The organism is Enterobacter sp. CFEC122, from assembly GCF_052983755.1.
The window spans coordinates 80,062-104,165 of sequence record NZ_JBRIQR010000006.1; the positions used below are offsets into that span (position 1 = coordinate 80,062).

The window sequence follows — 24,104 nt, forward strand, 5'->3', positions numbered from 1 at the left end:
GGGTGGCGCTGCGCTTACCCGCCCTACATAAGTTTGTTGCTCTCCATAAACCCTTCTCCTCCCAACTGACGCATCTGGCGCATAATCCACGCCTGACGGCTTCGCACGTACCCTGAGGGGGCACTGGCTTTAAAACGGATGGGATTAGGCAGAACAGCCGCGAGCAGCGCCGCCTCAGACATGCTCAGCTTGCTGGCGGGTTTATTAAAATAGCGTTGTGATGCAGCTTCGACACCAAATACCCCGTCGCCAAACTCGGCAACGTTGAGATACACGGTCAGAATGCGCTTTTTGCTCCAGACCGTTTCCATGCCCAGGGTGAGCCCCGCTTCCAGCCCCTTTCGCACCCAGCTGCGGCCGTCCCACAGAAACAGATTTTTGGCCGTCTGCTGCGACAAGGTTGACGCGCCGCGCACGCGGTTTTCATGGCGTTCGTTATGCGCCAGCGCCTTCTCAATGGCCGCAACGTCGAACCCCCAGTGCTCAGGGAATTTCTGATCCTCCGCTGCGATGACCGCCAGCCCCATAAACGGAGAGATCTCGTCCATGCTTACCCAGTCAGAATGGGCAACATAGCCGAAATCGCCGCTGAGCCACGCGCCGAGCTGACGCTCAACCATCACGGCAGAGAACGGGACCGGCATAATGCTGAACACGGCCAGCCCGCCTCCCCAGAACACCGCCATGACGAGAACGATGCGTAGAAGAAGGCGTTTCACCCATGCGCCTGCGGAAAACGGACGCCTCATTCCGTCAGCACCAGCACGCGGGCGACCAGTTTTTCAATGCCCACGGCGGCTTCCGCGATATTCTTCGCCAGCATATACGCAGGCGTGGTGACAATCTTGTTATCTTCATCAACCACAATGTCATCCACCGGGCACGGAACGTGTTCGCCCCCCATTTCTTCGACAATCTCTGCGGTATCAATATCCGTCCCGATGGTCACGCGCAGCGGGAAATCAAAAATTTTAGGCAACATCGCCGGTGCGATACAGATAAAGCCCAGCGGTTTCCCTGCCGCATGCATGGCCTGCGACAGCGCTTTGAGATGAGGATCGATCTGACACTCCGCGCCCTGCGCGGCAAAGGTACTGAGATTTTTGGCTGCGCCAAACCCACCTGGCACAATGAGCGCATCAAGCTCTGCAGGGTCTGCCTGAATAAGAGGATGGATGTCACCTCGCGCAATGCGCGCGGCTTCAATCAGCACGTTACGGGTTTCCGCCATCGGCTCACCGGTCAGATGGTTAATCACATCCGCCTGATTTTTGTCTGGCGCAAAACAAATCACCTCGGCTCCCTGCTTAGCCAGGGCCAGCAGCGTGATGACGGCTTCATGTATCTCAGAGCCATCGTAAACACCGCATCCGCTTAGCACGACACCAATCTTTTTCATCATGACAATCCTTTTCTGCAACTTGCTGAAGCACATTAATAATTTTGATTAAAACGCTATGCTTCACACATTTCACTGATTCATGTAACAAACCATTTAAGATTTGCTATCTTATCTGCGTGCGGCCTAAATTTTTCAGGCAGCGCCCTTTCAAAAATAACGTTTAAAAACAGGCGCAGCCACGATTTCCCTGGTGTTGGCGCAGTATTCGCGCACCCCGGTTAATCCGGGGTCATTTTTTTCTGGCGTCAACCCAGGCTTTTAGCACCGCCACATCGTTTTGCCATTCCTGTTTCATCTCTTCAACCCAATCACCCACGTTATCTTCCCATGCAGGTAAATCAGGCGACTGAATCTGTTGCCCCAACTGCTGCAGATGGCGTAAGCCAACCGAGCCGGCGGCACCTTTGATTTTATGCCCTTCTTCCACGATCCCCTTCTGGTCACGGGCCGTCAGGTTGGATTCCAGCACGCTCAGATAGCCCGGCATCATTTTTTCGAACACCGCCAGACCGTCGGTAATCAGTTTCGGCCCCACCAGATCGATGTACTGTTCCAGCATCGCGGTATCGAGTATCGTTTGGGCTTTTGCGCTATCAACAGACGTCATGGTGCTCTCCTCTTCATCATGGGTATCCCAGAACTTTTTGATCATAGCGGTCAGAGCAGGCACCGCCAGCGGCTTGCTGAGTACATCGTCCATACCGGCATCGAGATACTCTTTTTTATCTTTCAGCACGTTCGCCGTCAGGGCAACCAGCGGCGGCAGTTCGTCGGCCGCGTACTGACGCGTCAACTCGCGCGAGATATCCAGCCCGGTCATATCCGGTAATTGAATATCCAGCAGAACAAGATCGTATTCGCCTGGTTTAAACATCTCCAGCGCGGCTTTGCCGGTCATCGCGACATCCACGCTGTTGCCCAGTTTTTCCAGTACAGAGCGCGCCACAATTACGTTCAGCTCAATATCTTCGACCAGCAGGACGTGCAGGGCAGGCAGCGGCATATCGTCATTTTCAAAGGTATCCTCTACCTCTTCCGCCACCGCAGGGGCATGGACCGTCAGCGTGAAGGTTGACCCTTTGCCAGGCTGGCTGGCAACGGTGATATCGCCGCCCATACTCTTCGCCAGACGTTTAGAGACCGCCAGGCCAATGCCCGTACCGGTGGCCGGTTTCCCACCGTTGCTGTCCTTCACCTGATAGTACATGGCGAAGATTTTGTCCTGCTCCTCCAGCGGAATACCCATCCCGGAGTCTTCCACCTCGAAGTGCAGCATGTCACCTTCGTCATAGCGGATACGCACCGCAACCTTTCCTTTCTGGGTAAATTTCACCGCGTTGCTGATCAGGTTCCACAGGATCTGGCGCAGTCGCGTGCCGTCCGTCACCACTTTATGCGGCAGCGGCAGGGTTGGCTCCATGACAAAGCTCAGTCCCTTCTGCTGCGCCTGCAGGCCAGACAGGTTTTCCAGATCGGCAAGGAAGCTGGTGAAATCCACAGGCTGGTTATCAAGCTGAACTTTACGGCGCTCCATCTTATCCATATCAATAATATCGTTGAAGATATTACCCAGCGTGACCGCTGAAACATGGATAGTCTTGAGGTATTTTTCCTGCTCTGCGGTCAGGTCGGTATCCAGCAGAATACGGCTCAACCCGACGATGCCGTTAAGCGGCGTACGCAGCTCGTGGCTGATGGTGGAGATAAAGGTGGTCTTGTCGCGGCTGGCGCGCTCCAGGGCATCCTGATAGCGCTTACGCTCGGTGATGTCGCGGCCAAAGCCCATCAGGCCGTGGCGTTTCCCCACGCGGTCATAGTAGGGCACCTTACGGATCTCAAAGCAGGCTTTGCGCCCGTCCGGGTAATCCAGCCACTGTTCATAGGTCAGCGAGACGTTATGACGGAAGACTTTTTCGTCGGTCTCCATGACCTTGGCCGCCGCCTCTTCAGAGTAAACGTCCTGCGGCTTCAGGTGTATCAGCTGCTTCTCGCTTTTCCCGGTGAGCAACTCCATCGCCCGGTTACAGCCGGAAAACTCTTTATCTTCATTACGGTAGAACACCAGATCCGGCGACGCATCCAGGAACGATCGCAGGAAAGAAGATTGCTGCTCAAGCTGGATCTGCGTGACCTCGCGCTCTTTCATTTCGATTTTCAGCTGCTCCAGGGTGGCCTGACGCTCGGCCTCCGCTTTCTCACGATCTGAAATCTCCTGATTCAGCTGCGCAATGTTGTCTTTGAGCTGGACGTTGAGCTTCAGGTCGCGCTCGCGCATCTCTTCCAGCTTATCCACCAGCTTAGACAAACGCTGACGGGACTCTTCCAGCTGTTCAACCACCACGGAAAGGAAATAGACCGCCCAGGGAGTAATAAGCAAGCCAAAGAAGATAGAGCGGATGACGTCGATACTCTCGACCTGACCATGCAGAACCATGGTAACCGCCATTTGCACGACAATGGCCAGAACGACCAGCGCCAGCGCAAGCAGCATGGAAAAACGCACCAGCCCAAGCTTCATCATCAGGTCGACGTAATACTGGGCAAGCATTCGAATTTGCTTCATAGAGGATCCCTTCACGACGTTATCGCTCAATAATACTCAAATTCGCGGCGGGACGTTGAAGGTTGTGAGAAAAAGTGCGGGGTGAAACAGGAGATTAGCCTCGCTCCCGGGTAACCGGAAGCGAGGCGAGGTCAATCAGGAGCGTTTCAACAGCAGCCAGAGACTGATCAGGAGGAAGCTGGCGCTTGGCAGCAGCGCACCGATAATCGGCGGAATGCCATAAACCAGCGTCAGCGGACCGAAGATCTGATCGAGCACGTAGAACACAAAGCCGAAGCTGATGCCGGTCACGACGCGGACCCCCATCGGCACGCTGCGCAACGGACCGAAGATAAACGACAGCGCCATCAGCATCATTACCGCCACGGACATCGGCTGGAAGATTTTGCTCCACATGTTGAGCTGATAGCGTCCCGCATCCTGTCCGCTCGACTTCAGGTATTTCACATAGTTGTGTAAACCGCTGATGGAGAGCGCGTCAGGATCCAGCGCCACGACGCCGAGCTTATCGGGCGTCAGGTTGGTTTTCCACGTACCGGTTACCGTCTGAGAACCCGTAATCTGTTTCGGATCGGTCAGGTCAGATTCATCAACCTGGGACAACCGCCACTGCTTATGTTCGGCGTCAAACTTCGCCGAAGAGGCGTGGCGAACGGACTGCAGACGGCGCTGGTCATCGAAAGCGTAGATGCTCACTCCGCCCAGTTCATCATTCCCCTTCACCCGTTCGATGTAGACGAAGTTTTTACCGTCTTTCGCCCATAAACCTTGCTGAGTCGAGAGCAGTGAGCCGCCGTACATCGCCTGAGCACGGTAGTTACGCGCCATCTGTTCGCCCTGCGGCGCGACCCACTCGCCAATCGCCATGGTCAACAGCACCAGGGGGATGGCGGTTTTCATTACCGACAGCGCGACCTGCATACGGGTAAAACCCGAAGCCTGCATAACGACCAGCTCACTGCGCTGCGCCAGCATCCCCAGCCCCAGCAGCGCCCCCAGCAGGGCCGCCATCGGGAAGAAGATCTGCACATCTTTCGGCACGCTGAGCAGGGTATACATCCCCGCGCCCAGCGCGTCATAGCTCCCCTGCCCGGCTTTTTTCAGCTGATCGACAAATTTGATAATGCCGGAGAGGGACACCAGCATGAACAACGTCATCATGATGGTGGTAAAAATGGTTTTACCGATATAGCGATCAAGAACGCCAAACGCCTGCATTAGATGGCTCCTTTACGCGATAATCGGGCACGTATGCGGCGCACAGGCACCGTATCCCACAGGTTTAACCCCAGCGCCAGTAAGATGTACAGGCTGTTAACGAACCATGTCCAGACCATAGGGTCCAGCTTACCCTTCGCGCCGTTGGAACGAATCGAGGTTTGCAGCAGGAAATAGATCAGGTAAAGCAGCATCGCTGGCAGCATAGAGAGCACGCGTCCCTGACGCGGGTTCACCACGCTCAGCGGAACGACAATCAGCGCCATCATAAACACGGTGAAGACGAGCGTAACACGCCAGTGGAACTCAGCACGCGCTCGGTTGGTATCGGTATTCCAGAGGGTACGCATGTCCATTTGCTCGGTATCCGTTGGATCGAGCGCCACGGTCTGATGGCCGATAATGGCCTGATAGTTCTGGAAATCCGTAATGCGGAAGTCACGCAGCATCGCGGTGCCTTCGAAACGGGTGCCTTTGTTCAGCGTCACAACCTGAGAACCATCTTTGCGCTGAGCAAGCTGACCGGAGTCGGCAACCACCACAGAAGGACGCGCGTTACCTTTAGGACGCAGCTGCGCCAGGAAGACATCGTTGAATTTGCTGCCGTCAACGCTCTCAATAAACAGCACGGAGTTTCCGTCGGTTGCCTGCTGGAACTGTCCCTGGGCTAACGCCGCCATGCCGGGGTTGGCTTTCGCTTCGGCCAGCACTTCGTCCTGATGGCGAGAAGACAGAGGACCCGCCCACATCACATTCACCGCCGCAACGATACCCGTGAACAGCGCCAGTATCATGGCGGCTTTGACCAGCACCGCTTTGCTCAGGCCACAGGCATGCATCACCGTGATTTCACTCTCGGTGTAGAGTTTCCCAAGCGTCATGAGCAGGCCAAGGAAAAGACTTAGCGGCAGGATAAGCTGCGCCATTTCCGGGATCCCTAAACCAAGCAGGGAAAGCACCAGATTTGTTGGAATTTCGCCGTCAACGGCCGCACCGAGGATCTTAACCAGCTTCTGACAGAAAAAAATCAGCAGCAGGATGAAGAGGATCGCCAGTTGGCTTTTGAGCGTCTCCCGCACCAGATATCTTATGATTATCACTTTAAATACGCCCGTAAAAACCCGTCTCTTTGCTGGAAAATCGCTTGTTTCATGGCTTAAACGTCATTTATTCTCTTGAGTCGTCGAAATCATCGCTAAGATTAAAACATCCGGCGGATTCACGCTTCAGGACTTTTTCTGACGTGTCGAAACCGTAGTAACGTAAGATTAACACGAAGTCACCACAACAGCGGACATGAGTTACGAAAGGTTTCAATTCTATCCGTAGCCGCCGCCGTTGTCTTTAAGATTCAGGAGCGTAGTGCATGGAGTTCAGTGTAAAAAGCGGTAGCCCGGAGAAACAGCGGAGTGCCTGCATCGTTGTGGGCGTCTTTGAACCACGCCGACTCTCCCCGATCGCCGAACAACTCGATAAAATCAGTGACGGCTATATTAGCGCCCTGCTGCGCCGTGGCGAACTGGAAGGCAAACCTGGGCAGACGCTGTTACTGCACCATGTTCCGAACGTACTGTCAGAGCGCATTCTGCTGATTGGCTGCGGCAAAGAACGCGAGCTGGATGAACGTCAGTACAAGCAGGTGATTCAGAAAACCATCAATACGCTGAATGATACCGGTTCAATGGAAGCGGTATGCTTCCTGACCGAGCTGCACGTTAAAGGGCGTAACACCTACTGGAAAGTGCGTCAGGCAGTCGAAACGGCAAAAGAGAGTCTGTACAGCTTCGATCAGCTGAAGACCAATAAAAGCGAGCCGCGTCGTCCGCTGCGTAAAATGGTCTTTAACGTGCCAACCCGTCGCGAGCTGACCAGCGGCGAGCGCGCCATCCAGCACGGTCTGGCGATTGCCGCCGGTATTAAAGCGGCAAAAGATCTCGGCAACATGCCGCCGAACATCTGTAACGCCGCTTACCTCGCCTCTCAGGCGCGCCAGCTGGCCGACGCCTACAGCAAAAACGTGATTACCCGCGTCATCGGCGAACAGCAGATGAAAGAGCTGGGAATGCACTCTTACCTGGCGGTGGGTAACGGCTCTCAGAACGAATCCCTGATGTCGGTTATCGAGTACAAGGGCAACCCGGCCGAAGACGCGCGCCCTGTCGTGCTGGTCGGTAAAGGCCTGACCTTCGATTCCGGCGGTATCTCCATCAAGCCTGCCGAAGGCATGGATGAGATGAAATACGACATGTGCGGCGCGGCGGCGGTTTACGGCGTGATGCGCATGGTCGCGGAACTTCAGCTGCCGATCAACGTGATCGGGGTCCTGGCGGGCTGCGAAAACATGCCCGGCGGTCGCGCGTATCGCCCGGGTGACGTCCTGACCACCATGTCTGGCCAGACGGTAGAAGTGCTGAACACCGACGCCGAAGGCCGTCTGGTACTCTGTGACGTGTTGACCTACGTTGAGCGCTTCGAGCCAGAAGCGGTCATTGACGTCGCCACCCTGACCGGCGCCTGTGTGATTGCCCTTGGCCACCACATTACCGGCCTGATGTCGAACCACAACCCGCTGGCGCACGAGCTGATTAGCGCCTCGGAGCAGGCCGGTGACCGCGCATGGCGTCTGCCGCTGGGTGACGAATATCAGGAGCAGCTGGAGTCTAACTTCGCGGATATGGCGAACATTGGCGGACGTCCTGGCGGGGCGATCACCGCGGGATGCTTCCTGGCGCGCTTCACCCGCAAGTACAACTGGGCGCACCTGGATATCGCGGGCACCGCATGGCGCTCCGGTAAGGCAAAGGGCGCAACCGGTCGTCCGGTGGCGCTGCTGTCGCAGTTCCTGCTCAATCGTGCGGGTTTTAACGGCGACGAGTGATATAAAGTGCCGGGTGGCGGCTTCGCCTTACCCGGCCTACACGCCACTCAACCGTAGGCCGGGTAAGCGAAGCGCCACCCGGCTTTGCATTTAAATCCACGACAAGAAGCCCCATATATGAAGAATGCAACGTTCTACCTTCTGGACAACGACACCCATCAGGATGGACTCAGCGCCGTCGAACAGCTGGTGTGTGAAATTGCCGCAGAACGTTGGCGCGCAGGCAAACGCGTGTTGATAGCCTGTGAAGATGAGCAGCAGGCGATTCGTCTCGATGAAGCGCTGTGGGCCCGCCCGCCTGAGAGCTTTGTTCCGCATAACCTGTCAGGCGAAGGGCCACGCGGCGGGGCGCCGGTGGAAATTGCCTGGCCGCAAAAGCGCAACAGCAGCGCGCGCGACATTCTGATTAGCCTGCGGATAGATTTTGCAGATTTTGCCACCGCTTTCACAGAAGTGGTAGACTTTGTCCCTTACGAAGAATCCTTGAAACAACTGGCGCGCGAACGCTATAAAGCGTACCGCCTGGCTGGTTTTAACCTGAATACGGCAACCTGGAAATAATGGAAAAGACATATAACCCACGCGATATCGAACAGCCGCTTTACGAGCACTGGGAACAGCAGGGCTATTTCAAGCCTAACGGCGACGAAAGCAAAGAGTCCTTCTGCATCATGATCCCGCCGCCGAACGTCACCGGCAGTTTGCATATGGGTCATGCTTTCCAGCAGACCATCATGGACACCATGATCCGCTACCAGCGCATGCAGGGCAAAAACACCCTGTGGCAGGCGGGGACTGACCACGCGGGTATCGCGACCCAGATGGTGGTTGAGCGTAAAATTGCCGCTGAAGAAGGGAAAACCCGCCACGACTACGGTCGCGACGCGTTCATCGACAAAATCTGGCAGTGGAAAGCGGAATCTGGCGGCACCATTACCCGTCAGATGCGCCGTCTCGGCAACTCCGTGGACTGGGAGCGCGAGCGCTTCACCATGGATGAAGGCCTTTCCAACGCCGTGAAAGAAGTCTTCGTCCGCCTGTACAAAGAAGACCTGATTTACCGCGGCAAACGCCTGGTTAACTGGGACCCGAAACTGCGCACCGCGATTTCCGATCTGGAAGTGGAAAACCGCGAGTCCAAGGGCTCCATGTGGCACATCCGCTATCCGCTGGCCGACGGCGCAAAAACCGCTGACGGTAAAGATTACCTGGTGGTCGCGACCACCCGTCCGGAAACCCTGCTGGGCGATACCGGTGTGGCCGTTAACCCGGAAGATCCGCGTTATAAAGATCTGATTGGCAAATTCGTGGTGCTGCCGCTGGTAAACCGCCGTATTCCGATTGTGGGCGACGAACACGCCGACATGGAAAAAGGCACCGGCTGCGTGAAAATCACCCCGGCGCACGACTTCAACGACTATGAAGTGGGCCGTCGTCACGCCCTGCCGATGATCAACATTCTGACCTTCGACGGCGATATCCGTGAAAGCGCAGAAGTGTACGACACCAAAGGCAACGAATCCGACGTCTATTCCAGCGACATCCCGGCTGAGTTCCAGAAGCTGGAACGTTTTGCCGCGCGTAAAGCCATCGTGGCTGCTGTTGACGCACTCGGCCTGCTGGAAGAGATCAAACCTCACGACCTGACCGTGCCATACGGCGACCGTGGTGGCGTGGTTATCGAGCCAATGCTGACCGACCAGTGGTACGTGCGTGCCGACGTGCTGGCGAAACCGGCAGTGGAAGCGGTTGAAAACGGCAGCATTCAGTTCGTGCCGAAGCAGTACGAAAACATGTACTTCTCCTGGATGCGCGATATTCAGGACTGGTGTATCTCCCGTCAGCTGTGGTGGGGTCACCGTATCCCGGCATGGTACGACAACGAAGGCAACGTGTACGTTGGCCGCAGCGAAGATGAAGTGCGCCAGGAAAACAACCTGAGCGCTGACGTTGCCCTGCGTCAGGACGAAGACGTGCTGGATACCTGGTTCTCCTCCGCGCTGTGGACCTTCTCCACCCTCGGCTGGCCAGAAAACACCGACGCGCTGCGTCAGTTCCACCCAACCAGCGTGATGGTGTCCGGCTTCGACATTATCTTCTTCTGGATTGCCCGCATGATCATGATGACCATGCACTTCATCAAAGACGAAGACGGCAAGCCGCAGGTTCCGTTCCATACCGTCTACATGACCGGTCTGATCCGCGACGACGAAGGCCAGAAGATGTCCAAATCCAAGGGTAACGTCATCGACCCGCTGGATATGGTTGATGGTATCTCTCTGGAAGAGCTGCTGGAAAAACGCACCGGCAACATGATGCAGCCGCAGCTGGCGGAGAAAATCCGCAAGCGCACCGAGAAACAGTTCCCGAACGGGATTGAGGCTCACGGTACCGACGCCCTCCGCTTCACCCTGGCAGCGCTGGCCTCGACCGGCCGTGACATCAACTGGGACATGAAGCGTCTGGAAGGTTACCGTAACTTCTGTAACAAGCTGTGGAACGCCAGCCGCTTTGTGCTGATGAACACCGAAGATCAGGATTGCGGCTTCAACGGCGGCGAGATGACCCTCTCCCTGGCCGACCGCTGGATCCTGGCGGAATTCAACCAGACCGTGAAAGCGTTCCGCGAGGCGCTGGACAGCTACCGCTTCGATATCGCGGCGGGCATTCTGTATGAATTCACCTGGAACCAGTTCTGTGACTGGTATCTGGAGCTGGCGAAGCCGGTCATGAACGGCGGCACTGAGGCGGAACTGCGCGGCACGCGCAACACGCTGATTACCGTTCTGGAAGGCCTGCTGCGCCTGGCGCATCCGGTTATTCCATTCATCACCGAGACCATCTGGCAGCGCGTGAAGGTGATTGCAGGCATCAACGCCGACACCATCATGCTGCAGCCGTTCCCGGCATTCGATGCGGCTAAGGTTGATGAAGCGGCGTCTGCGGATACCGAGTGGCTGAAGCAGGCGATCGTGGCGGTACGTAACATTCGTGCTGAAATGAACATCGCACCGGGCAAACCGCTGGAGCTGCTGCTGCGCGGCTGTAGCGAAGCGGCCGTTCGTCGCGTCACCGAGAACAACACCTTCCTGAAAACCATGGCGCGTCTGGAAAGCATCACCGTGCTGCCTGCTGATGACAAAGGTCCGGTTTCCGTGACCAAAATCATCGACGGCGCCGAGCTGCTGATCCCGATGGCGGGTCTGATCGACAAAGACGCTGAGCTGGCTCGTCTGGCGAAAGAAGTGGCGAAAGTCGACGTGGAAATTGGCAAAATCGAAAGCAAGCTGGCGAACGAAGGCTTTGTTGCCCGCGCGCCGGAAGCGGTCATCGCGAAAGAGCGTGAGCGTCTGGTTGCCTTCGCCGATGCGAAGACCAAGCTGATTGAGCAGCAGGCGGTTATCGCTGCCCTGTAATGCTTTTACCCCTTACGCTTCAGGGCGTAAGGGGTAACCTTCCTGAAAACTCCTCGCTTGCACTCCCCTTTCTGCGGTGCTATTAACAGCAGTTATGTGTCAATTTTTGTAATGAGTAATGCTATGAGCGTGATTACCCCCGTCGCGACGACGATGCGCCGGATCGCTGAGCAGGATAACCCGGCTATCGCCGCCGTTATTCGCACCGTTTCTGCCGAATATGGACTGACGGCTGACAAGGGCTACACGGTTGCCGACCCGAATCTGGACGCGCTTTTCCAGCTCTACAGCCAGCCTGGTCATGCCTACTGGGTCATCGAGCAGAACGGCCAGGTCGTGGGCGGCGGCGGCGTGGCGCCCCTCAGCTGCAGCGAGCCGGATATCTGCGAACTGCAGAAAATGTATTTCCTGCCAACGGCACGCGGACAAGGACTGGCAAAAAAGCTGGCGCTGATGGCGCTGGACCACGCGCGCAAGCAGGGTTTTACCCGCTGCTACCTTGAAACGACCGCCTTCCTCAAAGAGGCCATCGGCCTGTATGAACATCTGGGCTTTGAGCATATCGATGCGCCGCTGGGCTGTACCGGCCACGTTGATTGCGAAGTCAGAATGCTGAAAAGTCTGTAACTTTCGTTCCTGCCCTCTTCTGTTAAGCGGCTGTAAACTGAATGCTCTACACTCTCAGTTCACACCACAACGGGGGAAACACGATGTCGAAGATAAAAAGCTACGCCGCACCGCAGGCGGGTGCAGAACTTGAGCTGTACGAGTACGATGCGGGCGAACTAAAAGCAGAAGACGTCGAAGTACAGGTTGATTACTGCGGGATCTGCCACTCGGATCTCTCGATGATCGACAACGAATGGGGCTTCTCCAGCTATCCGCTGGTTGCCGGGCACGAAGTTATTGGTCGCGTCGTGGCGCTCGGTAGCGCCGCGCAGGACAAAGGGCTCAAAGTGGGCCAGCGCGTGGGCATTGGCTGGACGGCACGCAGCTGCGGTCACTGCGATGCCTGTATCAGCGGCAATCAAATCAACTGCCTCGAGGGCGCCGTTCCCACCATTCTCAACAAAGGTGGTTTTGCCGATAAACTGCGCGCCGACTGGCAATGGGTTATCCCGCTACCGGACAGCATTGATATCGAATCCGCCGGTCCGCTGCTGTGTGGCGGCATCACCGTCTTCAAGCCGCTGCTGATGCACCATATCACCGCTACCAGCCGCGTCGGCGTCATCGGTATCGGCGGACTGGGGCATATTGCCATTAAGCTGCTGCACGCGATGGGCTGTGAAGTCACGGCGTTCAGCTCGAACCCGGCGAAAGAGAAAGAAGTGCTGGCGATGGGGGCGGATAAAGTGGTGAACAGCCGCGATCCGCAGGCGCTGAACGCGCTGGCGGGCCAGTTTGACCTGATCATCAACACCGTTAACGTCGATCTCGACTGGCAGCCGTACTTTGAAGCGCTGGCCTACGGCGGTAACTTCCACACCGTGGGTGCGGTAATGAAGCCGCTGCCGGTTCCGGCGTTTACCCTGATCGGCGGAGATCGCAGCATCTCCGGTTCTGCAACCGGTACGCCTTACGAGCTGCGCAAACTGATGAAATTCGCCGGACGCACCAAAGTGGCGCCGACCACCGAACTGTATCCGATGTCAAAAATCAACGAAGCGATCCAGCACGTGCGCGACGGCAAAGCCCGCTACCGCGTGGTGCTGAAAGCAGATTTCTGATGTGAGTTTGCCGGGTGGCGGCTTCGCCTTACCCGGCCTACTTTCACTGCTGCGCCAATACGTTAAATACTTCCGCTACCGCGACCGCTCCCGGATCCATCACTCCATCCAGGTTATCTTTATTGACATACGACGAGCGTCCCGCGCCGGCTTTCGCCATCTTCGACGTTGCTTCTGCGCCCTGCTGCGCGGCCTGCGCTGCCGCCTGAATATTGCCTTTCTGTAACGCCTCCAGCGCCGGTTGCAGCGCATCGATCAGCGTGCGATCGCCGAGATCTGCCCCGCCGTACTGCTTCATCTGCGTAAGTCCACTGAGCAAGGCCTCCGGGAGCGTCTGACCATCGTGAAGCTTTTGCCCGGCCGCGGTAAAGAAGATCGACATCAGCACGCCGCTCGACCCGCCCATTACCGTAGCCAGCCGCTCGCCAACCAGTAACAGCAGCTTAGGCACGTCATTAAGCGGGAGCGCGTTCTCCTCCAGGCGCTGCGCAATATCCCACGCCCCTTGCGCAAAGGTAGAGCCGGTATCGCCATCCCCCACTTTAGCATCCAGCGCGTTCAGGCGGTTTTCGAGCTGGAGCAGCGTTGTCGACACGGAGGAGACAAACGCACGCACCTGTGGATTGTCAGACGGGGTATACTCCACACGGTCATGAATGGCGCTATGCGCCACGGTGCGCAGTGGCGCAAACGCGACGGGCTTCTGCCAGCCCAGCGTCTCGACGTCGGCGTGAATCGCCTTTTCAAAGAAATCGTTGAGCTTCAGCAGCGTCAGAGAAAAGCCTTTCATATCCAGCGCGCTGACCAGCGGCGCAGGGCCAATCAGGTACGCGATATTCTCTTTCAGCGCCGAGTGCGCCAGCTCTTTGGTCAGCAGCGCCATCTCCAGCGCCGATACGCCGCCAAGATTGTTAATCAGCACCGCAAAACGCCCCTCCCCCGCCTGCGCGCGTAACGGCGTCACCAGGGTGTCGATAATGGCTTTGCTGTTTTGCGTATCCACCACGGAAGCCCCGGGCTCGCCGTGAATGCCCAGGCCCAGCTCGACATGGCCTTGCTTAATGCGCCCCTCTTCATCGTCGCTGCCCGGCAGGTTGCACGTTTGCATCGCTACGCCCAGGCTCCAGAGGTTATCGCAGGCCTGTTGCGCAATATCCCGCACCTCGCTCAGGGATTTCCCCTGTTCCGCCGCATAGCCCGCAATCTTGTGCACCAGCGCCGTGCCGGCAATACCGCGCGGCTGCTTGTTATCCGGCAGCGCGATATCGTCCGCCACAATCACCATCTCCACCTTCAGGCCGTAGCGTTTGGCCTTTTCAGCGGCCAGGCCGAAGTTCAGGCGGTCGCCGGTGTAGTTTTTGACGATCAGCAGACAGCCGCGATCGCCCGTGACCGCGACGATGGCATTCAGTACCGCATCCACGCTCGGCGAGGCAAACAGATCGCCGCACACTGCCGCCGTCAGCATCCCTTTGCCAACAAACCCGGCGTGTGCGGGTTCATGGCCTGAGCCGCCGCCGGAAATTACCGCCACGCGGCTTTTATCCCAGTCGCCGCGCGCGACGATCCGGATGGCCGGATCGATATCAAGCTTGACGAGATTGGCATGTGGCGCAGAGAGCAGTATGCCTTCAATGGCATCGTTGACCAGCTGTTTGCGATCGTTAAAGAAGAATCTGGACATAGTTTCCCACTATTTTGTGAACCGTATGCAAAAGCATAGTCCGCGCTGGATAATGCGCCGCAAAGTCAGCAATTTACTCAGCCGTTTTACCGTCAGGTTGCCTATACTCCACCCAGGACTACGAGAGGAAGCGCATCATGAGTACACCATTGTTAATTGCCCGGACGCTGGAAAAAGAGCTCTATTTACTGCCCACGATGGCGAACCGCCACGGTCTGATCACCGGCGCGACCGGGACGGGGAAAACCGTCACCCTGCAAAAGCTGGCGGAGTCGCTTTCAGAGATTGGCGTACCGGTCTTTATGGCTGACGTAAAAGGCGATTTAACCGGTGTGGCTCAGGAAGGGACCGCCTCTGAAAAACTGCTCGAACGGTTGAAGAATATCGGCATCACGGACTGGACGCCGCACGGTAACCCGGTGGTGGTATGGGACATCTTCGGTGAAAAAGGCCACCCGGTGCGCGCCACCGTCTCCGATCTCGGTCCCTTGCTGCTGGCCCGTTTGCTTAACCTCAACGACGTGCAGTCCGGCGTATTGAATATCATCTTCCGTATTGCCGATGACCAGGGGTTGCTGCTGCTTGATTTCAAAGATCTGCGCGCCATTACGCAGTACATCGGCGATAACGCCAAATCCTTCCAGAACCAGTACGGCAACATCAGCAGCGCCTCGGTGGGCGCAATTCAGCGTGGCCTACTGACGCTGGAGCAACAGGGTGCCGAGCACTTCTTCGGCGAGCCGATGCTGGAGATCAAAGACTGGATGCGCACCGACAGCAGCGGCAAAGGGATTATTAACATCCTGAGCTCCGAGAAGCTCTACCAGATGCCGAAACTCTACGCCGCCAGCCTGCTGTGGATGCTCTCTGAACTTTACGAACAGCTGCCAGAGGCGGGCGACCTTGAGAAGCCGAAGCTGGTGTTCTTCTTTGATGAAGCGCACCTGCTGTTTAACGATGCACCGCAGGTGCTGCTGGACAAGATCGAGCAGGTTATCCGCCTGATCCGTTCCAAAGGCGTCGGCGTCTGGTTTGTCTCGCAAAACCCGTCGGATATACCCGATAACGTACTGGGACAACTCGGTAACCGCGTACAGCACGCCCTGCGCGCCTTCACGCCGAAAGATCAAAAAGCGGTAAAAGCCGCCGCGCAAACCATGCGCGCCAATCCGGCCTTTGATACCGAAGCCGCCATTCAGGCGCTGGGCACCGGTGAAGCGCTGATCTCGTTCCTGGATGCGAAGGGCAGCCCGTCCGTAGTGGAACGCGCCATGGTCATTGCGCCTTGCTCGCGCATGGGGCCGGTGACCGACGATGAACGCAACGGCCTGATTAACCACTCACCGGTTTACGGGAAGTACGAAGACGAGGTGGATCGCGAATCTGCGTTCGAGATGCTGCAAAAAGGAGTCCAGGCGACAACGGAATCGCAGGATGCGCCTGCCGCTAAAGGGCAGTCTGTCGCCGTGGATGACGGCATTCTTGGCGGACTCAAAGACATCCTGTTCGGCAGCACCGGGCCGCGCGGCGGCAAACGCGACGGCGTAGTGCAGACGATGGCGAAAAGCGCCGCGCGACAGGTCACCAATCAGATCGTGCGCGGCATGCTGGGGAGTTTGTTAGGCGGCCGTCGCCGGTAGACGCGGAACCCACGGGCGGCCCAGCGCCGAACCCTGTACGCCGTTCTCCTGCAGGTAGCGGTCAATTTCCACCATCCCCGTCCAGCGGTTCTCACACCACAGCGGTGCCAGAAGCGTTGGACGGCGGGCGCTGGCCGAGATGCGGTGGTAGACAATCTCCGCTGGCGTGTGGCGAATCATCTCCCCCGCCGTCACCGTATAGTCCTCAAGCTCGATACCGCTTAACCGCCCGGCCTCCCAGGCTTTCGCCATAATGCTGCCCTTCACGATATGCAGCGGATGAAGCTTGATGCCGTCCACGCCGGTTTCAACGACTTTTTCCAGCGTTTCAAGGGCATGCTGTTGACCTTCTCCGGGCAGACCGACAATCAGATGTGAACAGACCTTCAGCCCGCGCTCGCGTGCCAGCCGCGTGGTGCGCTGGTAGCAGGCGAAATCATGGCCACGGTTGATACGGTGCAGCGTTTTATCATGTGCCGTTTGCAAGCCCAGCTCCAGCCAGATCTCGTAGCCTTGTTCTTTGTACTCGCTGAGCAGGTCCAGCACCGCGTCCGGTACGCAGTCCGGGCGGGTTCCCACGCACAGCCCAACGATGTTGGCCTGGCTGACGGCCTGCTGATACATCGATCGCAATACCTGCACCTCCGCCCACGTGCTGGTGTAAGCCTGAAAATAGGCCAGATACTGCTTCGCACGGTTCACCAGGCTGGCCTGATGAGCAAGCTGTTCAGCGATAGAGTTATGTTGCTGTGCTTCATCGGCAAACGACGCAACGTTACAGAAGGTGCAGCCTCCGCGCCCGATGGTGCCGTCGCGATTCGGGCAGCTAAACCCGCCGTGCAGCGTCAGCTTATGAACCTTTTGCCCGTAGCGCTGCAAAAGATCCCCACCAAACATATTGACTAATTTCTGTAACTGCATAATCTGATAGACCGTCCCGGAGAAAGGGGACAAGCCTGCCATTTTTAGCCTCTGTCGGCGATGACCTGGATCAATCGCCCCGGACGGCCTTTATCTATATGAATAAATACTCAGGATTACTGCAATTTCATTCACGCCGCATGTGATTACTTTTCCTTATGTTCTGATTGTTTTTTTCATTTATAGCGCCATCACTGAAAAACAGTGTGTTTATGCGGGTTTGCGGCCAATGCCAGATTATTGTTCTGCTATAAAACCGCTATTCAGCACGCTACATGGATAATACCGCTTTCATATAGTGAGTCAGATCACACTCCGCTGCGCTCTTTCAGGGCAATCAATCAATGTAAAATTAGTTAAATACCCTTTAAATACAGGTAGATAAACTCTCTTTAGCACATTTTTGTATAAATAAGATTGCCATTTGACCTGTGTACCAATTCCCGATAAGTTGGAAATCCGCTGGAAGCTTTCTGGATGAGCGGCCTGCTCATCATATTTATGCAGTAATTGAGATTCCCTCTGAAGCAAGTCCTCAAACTTGTTTACCTGCGCGAAAGGATGAAAAAGAGGGCGAATGCGAGGTCCGCGTATGAAACGCAAACCCCGTCGCCATGCTCTTTCTGTGCCTGTGCGCCACGGTAAAGTTCAGTGGGAAGCCCGACGAGCCTGGGGAGGTTCACTGATATGTTGTACGATAAATCCCTTGAGAAGGATAACTGTGGTTTCGGCCTGATCGCCCACATAGAAGGCGAACCTAGCCACAAGGTGGTGCGTACCGCTATTCACGCACTGGCCCGTATGCAGCACCGTGGCGCCATTCTTGCCGATGGTAAAACCGGCGACGGTTGCGGCCTGCTGCTGCAAAAACCGGATCGTTTCTTCCGCATCGTGGCGGAAGAGCGCGGCTGGCGTTTAGCCAAAAACTACGCTGTCGGCATGCTGTTCCTGAACCAGGATCCTGAAAAGGCTGCCGCCTCACGCCGCATCGTCGAAGAAGAACTTCAGCGTGAAACCCTGTCGATTGTCGGCTGGCGCGATGTGCCAACCAACGAAGGGGTGCTCGGTGAAATCGCCCTCTCCTCGCTGCCTCGTATTGAACAGATTTTCGTCAACGCGCCTGCGGGCTGGCGTCCGCGTGATATGGAACGCCGTCTGTTTATCGCCCGCCGCCGCATTGAAAAACGTCTCCAGGACGATAAAGAGTTCTACGTCTGTAGCCTCTCTAATCTGGTGAACATCTATAAAGGTCTGTGTATGCCGGCTGACCTGCCGCGCTTCTACCTGGACCTGGCGGACCTGCGTCTGGAATCGGCCATTTGCCTGTTCCACCAGCGCTTCTCCACCAACACCGTTCCACGCTGGCCGCTGGCGCAGCCGTTCCGCTACCTGGCACACAACGGTGAGATCAACACTATTACCGGTAACCGCCAGTGGGCCCGCGCCCGTACCTACAAGTTCCAGACGCCATTGATCCCTGACCTGCATGATGCCGCGCCGTTCGTGAACGAAACCGGCTCGGACTCCAGCTCGATGGATAACATGCTGGAACTGCTGCTGGCGGGCGGGATGGATATCGTGCGCGCCATGCGTCTGCTCGTGCCGCCGGCCTGGCAGAACAACCCGGATATGGACCCTGAGCTGCGCGCGTTCTTCGACTTTAACTCCATGCACATGGAGCCGTGGGACGGCCCGGCGGGCATCGTCATGTCCGACGGTCGTTTCGCTGCCTGTAACCTGGACCGTAACGGCCTGCGTCCGGCGCGCTACGTCATCACCAAAGATAAGCTCATCACCTGCGCCTCTGAAGTCGGCATCTGGGATTACCAGCCTGACGAAGTGGTCGAGAAAGGCCGCGTCGGTCCGGGCGAGCTGATGGTGATCGACACCCGCAGTGGACGCATCCTGCACTCCGCCGAAACCGACAACGATCTGAAGAGCCGCCATCCGTACAAAGAGTGGATGGAGAAAAACGTGCGTCGTCTGGTGCCGTTTGAAGATCTGTCGGATGAAGAAGTGGGCAGCCGCGAGCTGGACGATGACACCCTCGCCAGCTACCAGAAGCAGTTTAACTACAGCGCGGAAGAGCTGGACTCCGTCATCCGCGTGCTCGGTGAGAACGGCCAGGAAGCGGTCGGCTCGATGGGTGACGATACCCCGTTTGCCGTGCTCTCCAGCCAGCCGCGCATCATTTACGACTACTTCCGCCAGCAGTTTGCGCAGGTCACCAACCCGCCAATCGACCCGCTGCGTGAAGCCCACGTGATGTCGCTGGCCACCAGCATCGGTCGCGAGATGAACGTCTTCTGCGAGGCCGAAGGCCAGGCGCACCGTCTGACCTTTAAATCGCCGATCCTGCTGTACTCCGATTTCAAACAGCTCACCACCATGAAAGAGGAGCACTACCGCGCCGACACGCTCGATATTACCTTCGACGTGAACGACGCGAGCCTCGAAGAGACGGTGAATGCGCTGTGCGACAAAGCCGAACAGATGGTGCGTAACGGTACCGTGCTGCTGGTATTGTCCGACCGCAACATCGCGAAAAACCGTCTGCCGGTGCCTGCACCAATGGCGGTGGGCGCTATCCAGACGCGTCTGGTGGATAAGAGCCTGCGCTGCGACGCCAACATCATTGTTGAAACCGCCAGCGCGCGCGACCCGCACCACTTTGCCGTGCTGTTAGGCTTTGGCGCGACGGCGATCTACCCGTACCTGGCCTATGAAACGCTGGCCCGTCTGGTGGATACCCGCGCGATCGACAAAGATTACCGCGCGGTGATGCTGAACTACCGTAACGGCATCAACAAAGGTCTGTACAAGATCATGTCCAAAATGGGCATCTCGACCATTGCCTCCTACCGCTGCTCGAAGCTGTTTGAAGCGGTCGGCCTGCATGATGAGGTCGCCAACCTCTGCTTCCAGGGCGTGGTCAGCCGCATCGGCGGCGCCGGTTTTGCTGACTTCCAGCAGGATCTGGTGAACCTGTCCAAGCGCGCCTGGCTGGCACGTAAGCCGCTGGATCAGGGCGGTCTGCTGAAATACGTTCACGGCGGCGAGTATCATGCCTACAACCCTGACGTGGTGCGCACGCTGCAGCAGGCGGTTCAGAGCGGCGAATACAGTGATTATCAGCAGTACGCTGAACTGGTGAACAACCGTCCGGCGGCGACGCTGCGCGACCTCATTGCCCTGAATCCGGGTGATGAAGCGGTCAGCATTGACGAAGTCGAACCGGCATCCGAACTGTTCAAACGCTTCGATACCGCGGCGATGTCCATCGGCGCGCTGAGCCCGGAAGCCCACGAGGCGCTGGCAGAAGCCATGAACAGCATCGGTGGCAACTCTAACTCCGGCGAAGGCGGTGAAGATCCTGCCCGTTACGGCACCAACAAAGTGTCCCGTATCAAGCAGGTGGCATCCGGCCGCTTTGGCGTGACGCCAGCGTACCTGGTCAACGCCGACGTGATTCAGATTAAAGTCGCTCAGGGTGCGAAACCGGGCGAAGGCGGTCAGTTGCCGGGTGATAAAGTTACCCCGTACATCGCCAAACTGCGCTACTCGGTACCGGGCGTGACGCTGATCTCCCCGCCGCCGCACCACGATATCTACTCTATTGAGGACCTGGCGCAGCTGATTTTCGACCTGAAGCAGGTCAACCCGAAAGCGATGATCTCCGTGAAGCTGGTTTCCGAACCGGGCGTCGGCACCATTGCCACCGGCGTGGCGAAGGCCTATGCGGACCTTATCACCATCGCCGGTTATGACGGTGGTACCGGCGCAAGCCCGCTCTCCTCCGTGAAATATGCGGGCTGCCCGTGGGAACTTGGCCTGGTGGAAACCCAGCAGGCGCTGGTGGCTAACGGTCTGCGTCACAAGATCCGTCTGCAGGTGGACGGTGGCCTGAAAACCGGCCTCGACATCATCAAGGCGGCGATTCTGGGTGCGGAAAGCTTCGGCTTCGGTACCGGCCCAATGGTTGCGCTCGGCTGTAAATACCTGCGTATTTGCCACCTGAACAACTGCGCAACCGGTGTTGCGACCCAGGACGAGAAGCTGCGTAAGAATCACTATCACGGTCTGCCGTTCAAAGTGACCAACTACTTTGACTTCATCGCCCGTGAAACCCGCGAGCTGATGGCGCAGCTGGGCGTGAAGCGCCTGGTAGACCTGATTGGCCGTACCGACCTGCTGAAAGAGCTGGAAGGCTTCACGGCCAAGCAGCAGAAGCTGGAGCTGTCTAAGCTGCTGGAAACCGCGCAGCCGCATCCTGGCAAAGCGGTCTACTGCACCGAGAACAACCCGCCGTTCGACAACGGCGTGCTGAACGCGCAGCTGCTGCAGCAGGCGAAACCGTATGTGGACGACAAGCAGAGCAAAACGTTCTGGTTTGATATCCGCAACACCGACCGTTCCGTGGGTGCCTCCCTCTCCGGCTACATTGCACAGACGCACGGTGACCAGGGGCTGGCAGCCGATCCGATTACCGCACACTTCAGCGGTACTGCGGGTCAGAGCTTCGGCGTGTGGAACGCAGGCGGCGTTGAGCTGTACCTGACCGGCGATGCCAACGACTACGTCGGTAAAGGCATGGCGGGCGGTCTTCTGGCGGTACGTCCTCCGGTCGGCTCAGCCTTCCGCAGCCATGAAGCCAGCATTATCGGTAACACCTGCCTGTACGGCGCAACCGGCGGTCGTCTGTTTGCCGCGGGCCGTGCGGGCGAGCGTTTTGCGGTGCGTAACTCCGGTGCTATCACCGTGGTGGAAGGCATTGGCGATAACGGTTGTGAATACATGACGGGCGGGATTGTTTGCGTTCTGGGTAAAACCGGCGTGAACTTCGGCGCAGGCATGACGGGCGGTTTTGCCTACGTCCTGGATGAAGACGGTGAGTTCCGTAAACGCGTGAACCCTGAACTGGTAGAAGTGCTGGACGTTGACACGCTGGCCATTCACGAAGAACACCTGCGCGGTTTGATTACCGAACACGTGCAGCATACCGGTTCTTCGCGCGGCGAAGAGATCCTGGCGAACTGGCCGGCGTTCTCTGCGAAATTCGCGCTGGTTAAGCCGAAGTCCAGCGATGTTAAAGCCCTGTTGGGTCACCGTAGTCGTAGCGCAGCAGAGCTGCGCGTGCAGGCGCAGTAAGGAATTCAGATGAGCCAGAACGTATACCAGTTTATCGACCTGCAGCGTGTTGATCCGCCAAAGAAACCGCTGAAGATCCGCAAAATTGAATTTGTTGAAATCTACGAGCCGTTTTCAGAAGGCCAGGCCAAAGCACAGGCAGACCGCTGCCTGTCCTGCGGTAACCCTTACTGCGAATGGAAATGTCCGGTACACAACTACATCCCGAACTGGCTGAAGCTGGCCAACGAAGGGCGTATTTTTGAAGCCGCCGAGCTGTCTCACCAGACCAACACCCTGCCGGAAGTGTGCGGCCGCGTGTGTCCTCAGGATCGTCTGTGCGAAGGTTCCTGTACGCTAAACGACGAGTTTGGCGCGGTGACCATCGGCAACATCGAGCGCTATATCAATGATAAAGCGTTTGAGATGGGCTGGCGTCCGGACATGACCGGCGTGAAGCAAACCGAAAAGCGCGTGGCGATCATCGGCGCGGGCCCGGCGGGCCTGGCCTGTGCGGACGTGCTGACCCGCAACGGCGTGAAGGCGGTGGTCTTTGACCGTCATCCGGAGATCGGCGGCCTGCTGACCTTCGGTATCCCGGCCTTCAAGCTGGAAAAAGAGGTCATGACCCGTCGCCGCGAAATCTTCACCGGCATGGGCATTGAGTTCAAACTGAACGTGGAAGTGGGCCGCGACGTACAGCTCGACGATCTGCTGAAGGATTACGACGCCGTGTTCCTGGGCGTGGGTACCTATCAGTCCATGCGCGGTGGTCTGGAAAACGAAGACGCGCCGGGCGTTTATGACGCGCTGCCGTTCCTGATTGCCAACACCAAGCAGATTATGGGTTACGGCGAAACCGCTGATGAGCCGTTCGTCAGCATGGAAGGAAAACGCGTGGTGGTGCTGGGCGGCGGTGATACCGCGATGGACTGCGTGCGAACCTCCATTCGTCAGAATGCGGCGCACGTTATCTGTGCTTACCGTCGTGACGAAGAGAACATGCCGGGCTCTAAGCGTGAAGTGAAAAACGCACGTGAAGAGGGCGTAGAATTCCAGTTCAACATCCAGCCTCTGGGTATTGAAGTGAATGCCAACGGTAAAGTGAGCGGCGTGAAGATGGCGCGCACTGAGATGGGCGCACCGGATGCAAAAGGCCGTCGTCGCGCCGAGATCGTGGCCGGTTCTGAACACGTGATCCCGGCCGACGCCGTGGTGATGGCGTTCGGTTTCCGCCCTCACAGCATGGAATGGCTGGCGAAGCACAGCGTTGAGCTGGATTCGCAGGGCCGTATTATTGCGCCAGAAGGCAGCGATAATGCCTTCCAGACCAGCAACCCGAAAATCTTCGCCGGTGGCGATATCGTTCGCGGTTCCGACCTGGTGGTGACGGCGATTGCCGAAGGGCGCAAAGCGGCTGACGGGATACTGAACTACCTGGAAGTGTAAAAAAAAAGGGAATAAACCTTCCGGTTTATTCCCTTTGTTACCTACAGTGTAATCAAAAAAATTTCAGATATTTCAG

At 57.2% G+C, this 24,104-nt stretch carries 15 protein-coding genes; 8 read left to right on the top strand and 7 right to left on the bottom strand.

All coding sequences use genetic code 11. The features are described 5' to 3' along the window. Positions 1-23: 23 nt before the first annotated feature. The 5 genes from mtgA to lptF form a co-directional block, all read right to left on the bottom strand. Positions 24-749, bottom strand: a complete 726-nt coding sequence (mtgA, locus tag ACVCAM_RS06400) for a monofunctional biosynthetic peptidoglycan transglycosylase (RefSeq protein WP_023326169.1) — start codon at positions 747-749, stop codon at positions 24-26. Continuing rightward, positions 746-1,399, bottom strand: a complete 654-nt coding sequence (gene elbB / locus ACVCAM_RS06405) for an isoprenoid biosynthesis glyoxalase ElbB (protein ID WP_039024476.1) — start codon at positions 1,397-1,399, stop codon at positions 746-748. Before elbB ends, mtgA begins: the two co-directional genes overlap by 4 nt. 232 nt (positions 1,400-1,631) lie before the next feature. Next, positions 1,632-3,965 (bottom strand): aerobic respiration two-component sensor histidine kinase ArcB, encoded by a 2,334-nt coding sequence (gene arcB / locus ACVCAM_RS06410; RefSeq protein ID WP_008501438.1) that lies wholly within the window; start codon positions 3,963-3,965, stop codon positions 1,632-1,634. Between the two features lie 135 nt (positions 3,966-4,100). Continuing rightward, on the bottom strand, positions 4,101-5,183 hold the full coding sequence (gene lptG / locus ACVCAM_RS06415; RefSeq protein WP_008501437.1) for an LPS export ABC transporter permease LptG: 1,083 nt from the start codon (positions 5,181-5,183) through the stop codon (positions 4,101-4,103). Then, a complete protein-coding gene (lptF, locus tag ACVCAM_RS06420) occupies positions 5,183-6,283 on the bottom strand; it encodes an LPS export ABC transporter permease LptF (RefSeq protein ID WP_407223714.1) in 1,101 nt (366 codons plus the stop codon). The genes lptG and lptF overlap by 1 nt, the downstream gene beginning before the upstream one ends. Positions 6,284-6,549: 266 nt before the next feature. Between lptF and pepA the strand changes: the two genes are divergently transcribed. The 5 genes from pepA (at position 6,550) to ahr (ending at position 13,207) form a co-directional block, all read left to right on the top strand. Continuing rightward, positions 6,550-8,061 (top strand): leucyl aminopeptidase, encoded by a 1,512-nt coding sequence (gene pepA / locus ACVCAM_RS06425; RefSeq protein ID WP_008501434.1) that lies wholly within the window; start codon positions 6,550-6,552, stop codon positions 8,059-8,061. Between the two features lie 117 nt (positions 8,062-8,178). Next, a complete protein-coding gene (holC, locus tag ACVCAM_RS06430; protein ID WP_008502815.1) occupies positions 8,179-8,622 on the top strand; it encodes a DNA polymerase III subunit chi in 444 nt (147 codons plus the stop codon). Beyond that, positions 8,622-11,477, top strand: a complete 2,856-nt coding sequence (locus ACVCAM_RS06435; RefSeq protein ID WP_023294670.1) for a valine--tRNA ligase — start codon at positions 8,622-8,624, stop codon at positions 11,475-11,477. Before holC ends, ACVCAM_RS06435 begins: the two co-directional genes overlap by 1 nt. Before the next feature lie 123 nt (positions 11,478-11,600). After that, positions 11,601-12,104, top strand: a complete 504-nt coding sequence (locus ACVCAM_RS06440) for a GNAT family N-acetyltransferase (RefSeq protein WP_008502817.1) — start codon at positions 11,601-11,603, stop codon at positions 12,102-12,104. Positions 12,105-12,187: 83 nt separating this feature from the next. Next, positions 12,188-13,207 (top strand): NADPH-dependent aldehyde reductase Ahr, encoded by a 1,020-nt coding sequence (gene ahr, locus ACVCAM_RS06445; protein ID WP_021242270.1) that lies wholly within the window; start codon positions 12,188-12,190, stop codon positions 13,205-13,207. Between the two features lie 43 nt (positions 13,208-13,250). Here ahr and ACVCAM_RS06450 read toward each other — a convergent pair whose 3' ends face one another. Continuing rightward, entirely contained in the window at positions 13,251-14,891 is a 1,641-nt protein-coding gene (locus ACVCAM_RS06450) for a dihydroxyacetone kinase subunit DhaK (protein ID WP_025912558.1), read from the bottom strand. A gap of 137 nt (positions 14,892-15,028) precedes the next feature. Here ACVCAM_RS06450 and ACVCAM_RS06455 point away from each other — a divergent pair, with 137 nt between their 5' ends. Then, the gene (locus tag ACVCAM_RS06455) at positions 15,029-16,531 is read left to right on the top strand and encodes a helicase HerA-like C-terminal domain-containing protein (protein ID WP_023294672.1); all 1,503 of its coding nucleotides are present in this window, start codon (positions 15,029-15,031) and stop codon (positions 16,529-16,531) included. Here the strand turns inward: ACVCAM_RS06455 and ACVCAM_RS06460 are convergent. Next, positions 16,511-17,452 (bottom strand): TIGR01212 family radical SAM protein, encoded by a 942-nt coding sequence (locus ACVCAM_RS06460; RefSeq protein WP_100122167.1) that lies wholly within the window; start codon positions 17,450-17,452, stop codon positions 16,511-16,513. The genes ACVCAM_RS06455 and ACVCAM_RS06460 overlap by 21 nt on opposite strands. A 687-nt stretch (positions 17,453-18,139) precedes the next feature. Between ACVCAM_RS06460 and gltB the strand changes: the two genes are divergently transcribed. Both gltB and gltD read left to right on the top strand, forming a co-directional pair. Next, positions 18,140-22,600, top strand: coding sequence for a glutamate synthase large subunit (gltB, locus tag ACVCAM_RS06465; protein WP_047071282.1), 4,461 nt, complete (start codon positions 18,140-18,142; stop codon positions 22,598-22,600). A 9-nt stretch (positions 22,601-22,609) separates the two neighbouring features. Next, positions 22,610-24,028, top strand: coding sequence for a glutamate synthase subunit GltD (gltD, locus tag ACVCAM_RS06470; RefSeq protein WP_177317889.1), 1,419 nt, complete (start codon positions 22,610-22,612; stop codon positions 24,026-24,028). Positions 24,029-24,104 lie beyond the last annotated feature (76 nt).

Bases quoted from the DNA above. Each gene is read 5' to 3' on its own strand.
- ACVCAM_RS06440 (WP_008502817.1), top strand. From the start codon at position 11,601: ATGAGCGTGATTACCCCCGTCGCGACGACGATGCGCCGGATCGCTGAG.
- holC (WP_008502815.1), top strand. From the start codon at position 8,179: ATGAAGAATGCAACGTTCTACCTTCTGGACAACGACACCCATCAGGAT.
- arcB (WP_008501438.1), bottom strand. From the start codon at position 3,965: ATGAAGCAAATTCGAATGCTTGCCCAGTATTACGTCGACCTGATGATG.
- gltB (WP_047071282.1), top strand. From the start codon at position 18,140: ATGTTGTACGATAAATCCCTTGAGAAGGATAACTGTGGTTTCGGCCTG.
- ACVCAM_RS06450 (WP_025912558.1), bottom strand. From the start codon at position 14,891: ATGTCCAGATTCTTCTTTAACGATCGCAAACAGCTGGTCAACGATGCC.
- ACVCAM_RS06435 (WP_023294670.1), top strand. From the start codon at position 8,622: ATGGAAAAGACATATAACCCACGCGATATCGAACAGCCGCTTTACGAG.
- mtgA (WP_023326169.1), bottom strand. From the start codon at position 749: ATGAGGCGTCCGTTTTCCGCAGGCGCATGGGTGAAACGCCTTCTTCTA.
- ACVCAM_RS06460 (WP_100122167.1), bottom strand. From the start codon at position 17,452: ATGCAGTTACAGAAATTAGTCAATATGTTTGGTGGGGATCTTTTGCAG.
- lptG (WP_008501437.1), bottom strand. From the start codon at position 5,183: ATGCAGGCGTTTGGCGTTCTTGATCGCTATATCGGTAAAACCATTTTT.
- ahr (WP_021242270.1), top strand. From the start codon at position 12,188: ATGTCGAAGATAAAAAGCTACGCCGCACCGCAGGCGGGTGCAGAACTT.
- ACVCAM_RS06455 (WP_023294672.1), top strand. From the start codon at position 15,029: ATGAGTACACCATTGTTAATTGCCCGGACGCTGGAAAAAGAGCTCTAT.
- pepA (WP_008501434.1), top strand. From the start codon at position 6,550: ATGGAGTTCAGTGTAAAAAGCGGTAGCCCGGAGAAACAGCGGAGTGCC.
- elbB (WP_039024476.1), bottom strand. From the start codon at position 1,399: ATGAAAAAGATTGGTGTCGTGCTAAGCGGATGCGGTGTTTACGATGGC.
- gltD (WP_177317889.1), top strand. From the start codon at position 22,610: ATGAGCCAGAACGTATACCAGTTTATCGACCTGCAGCGTGTTGATCCG.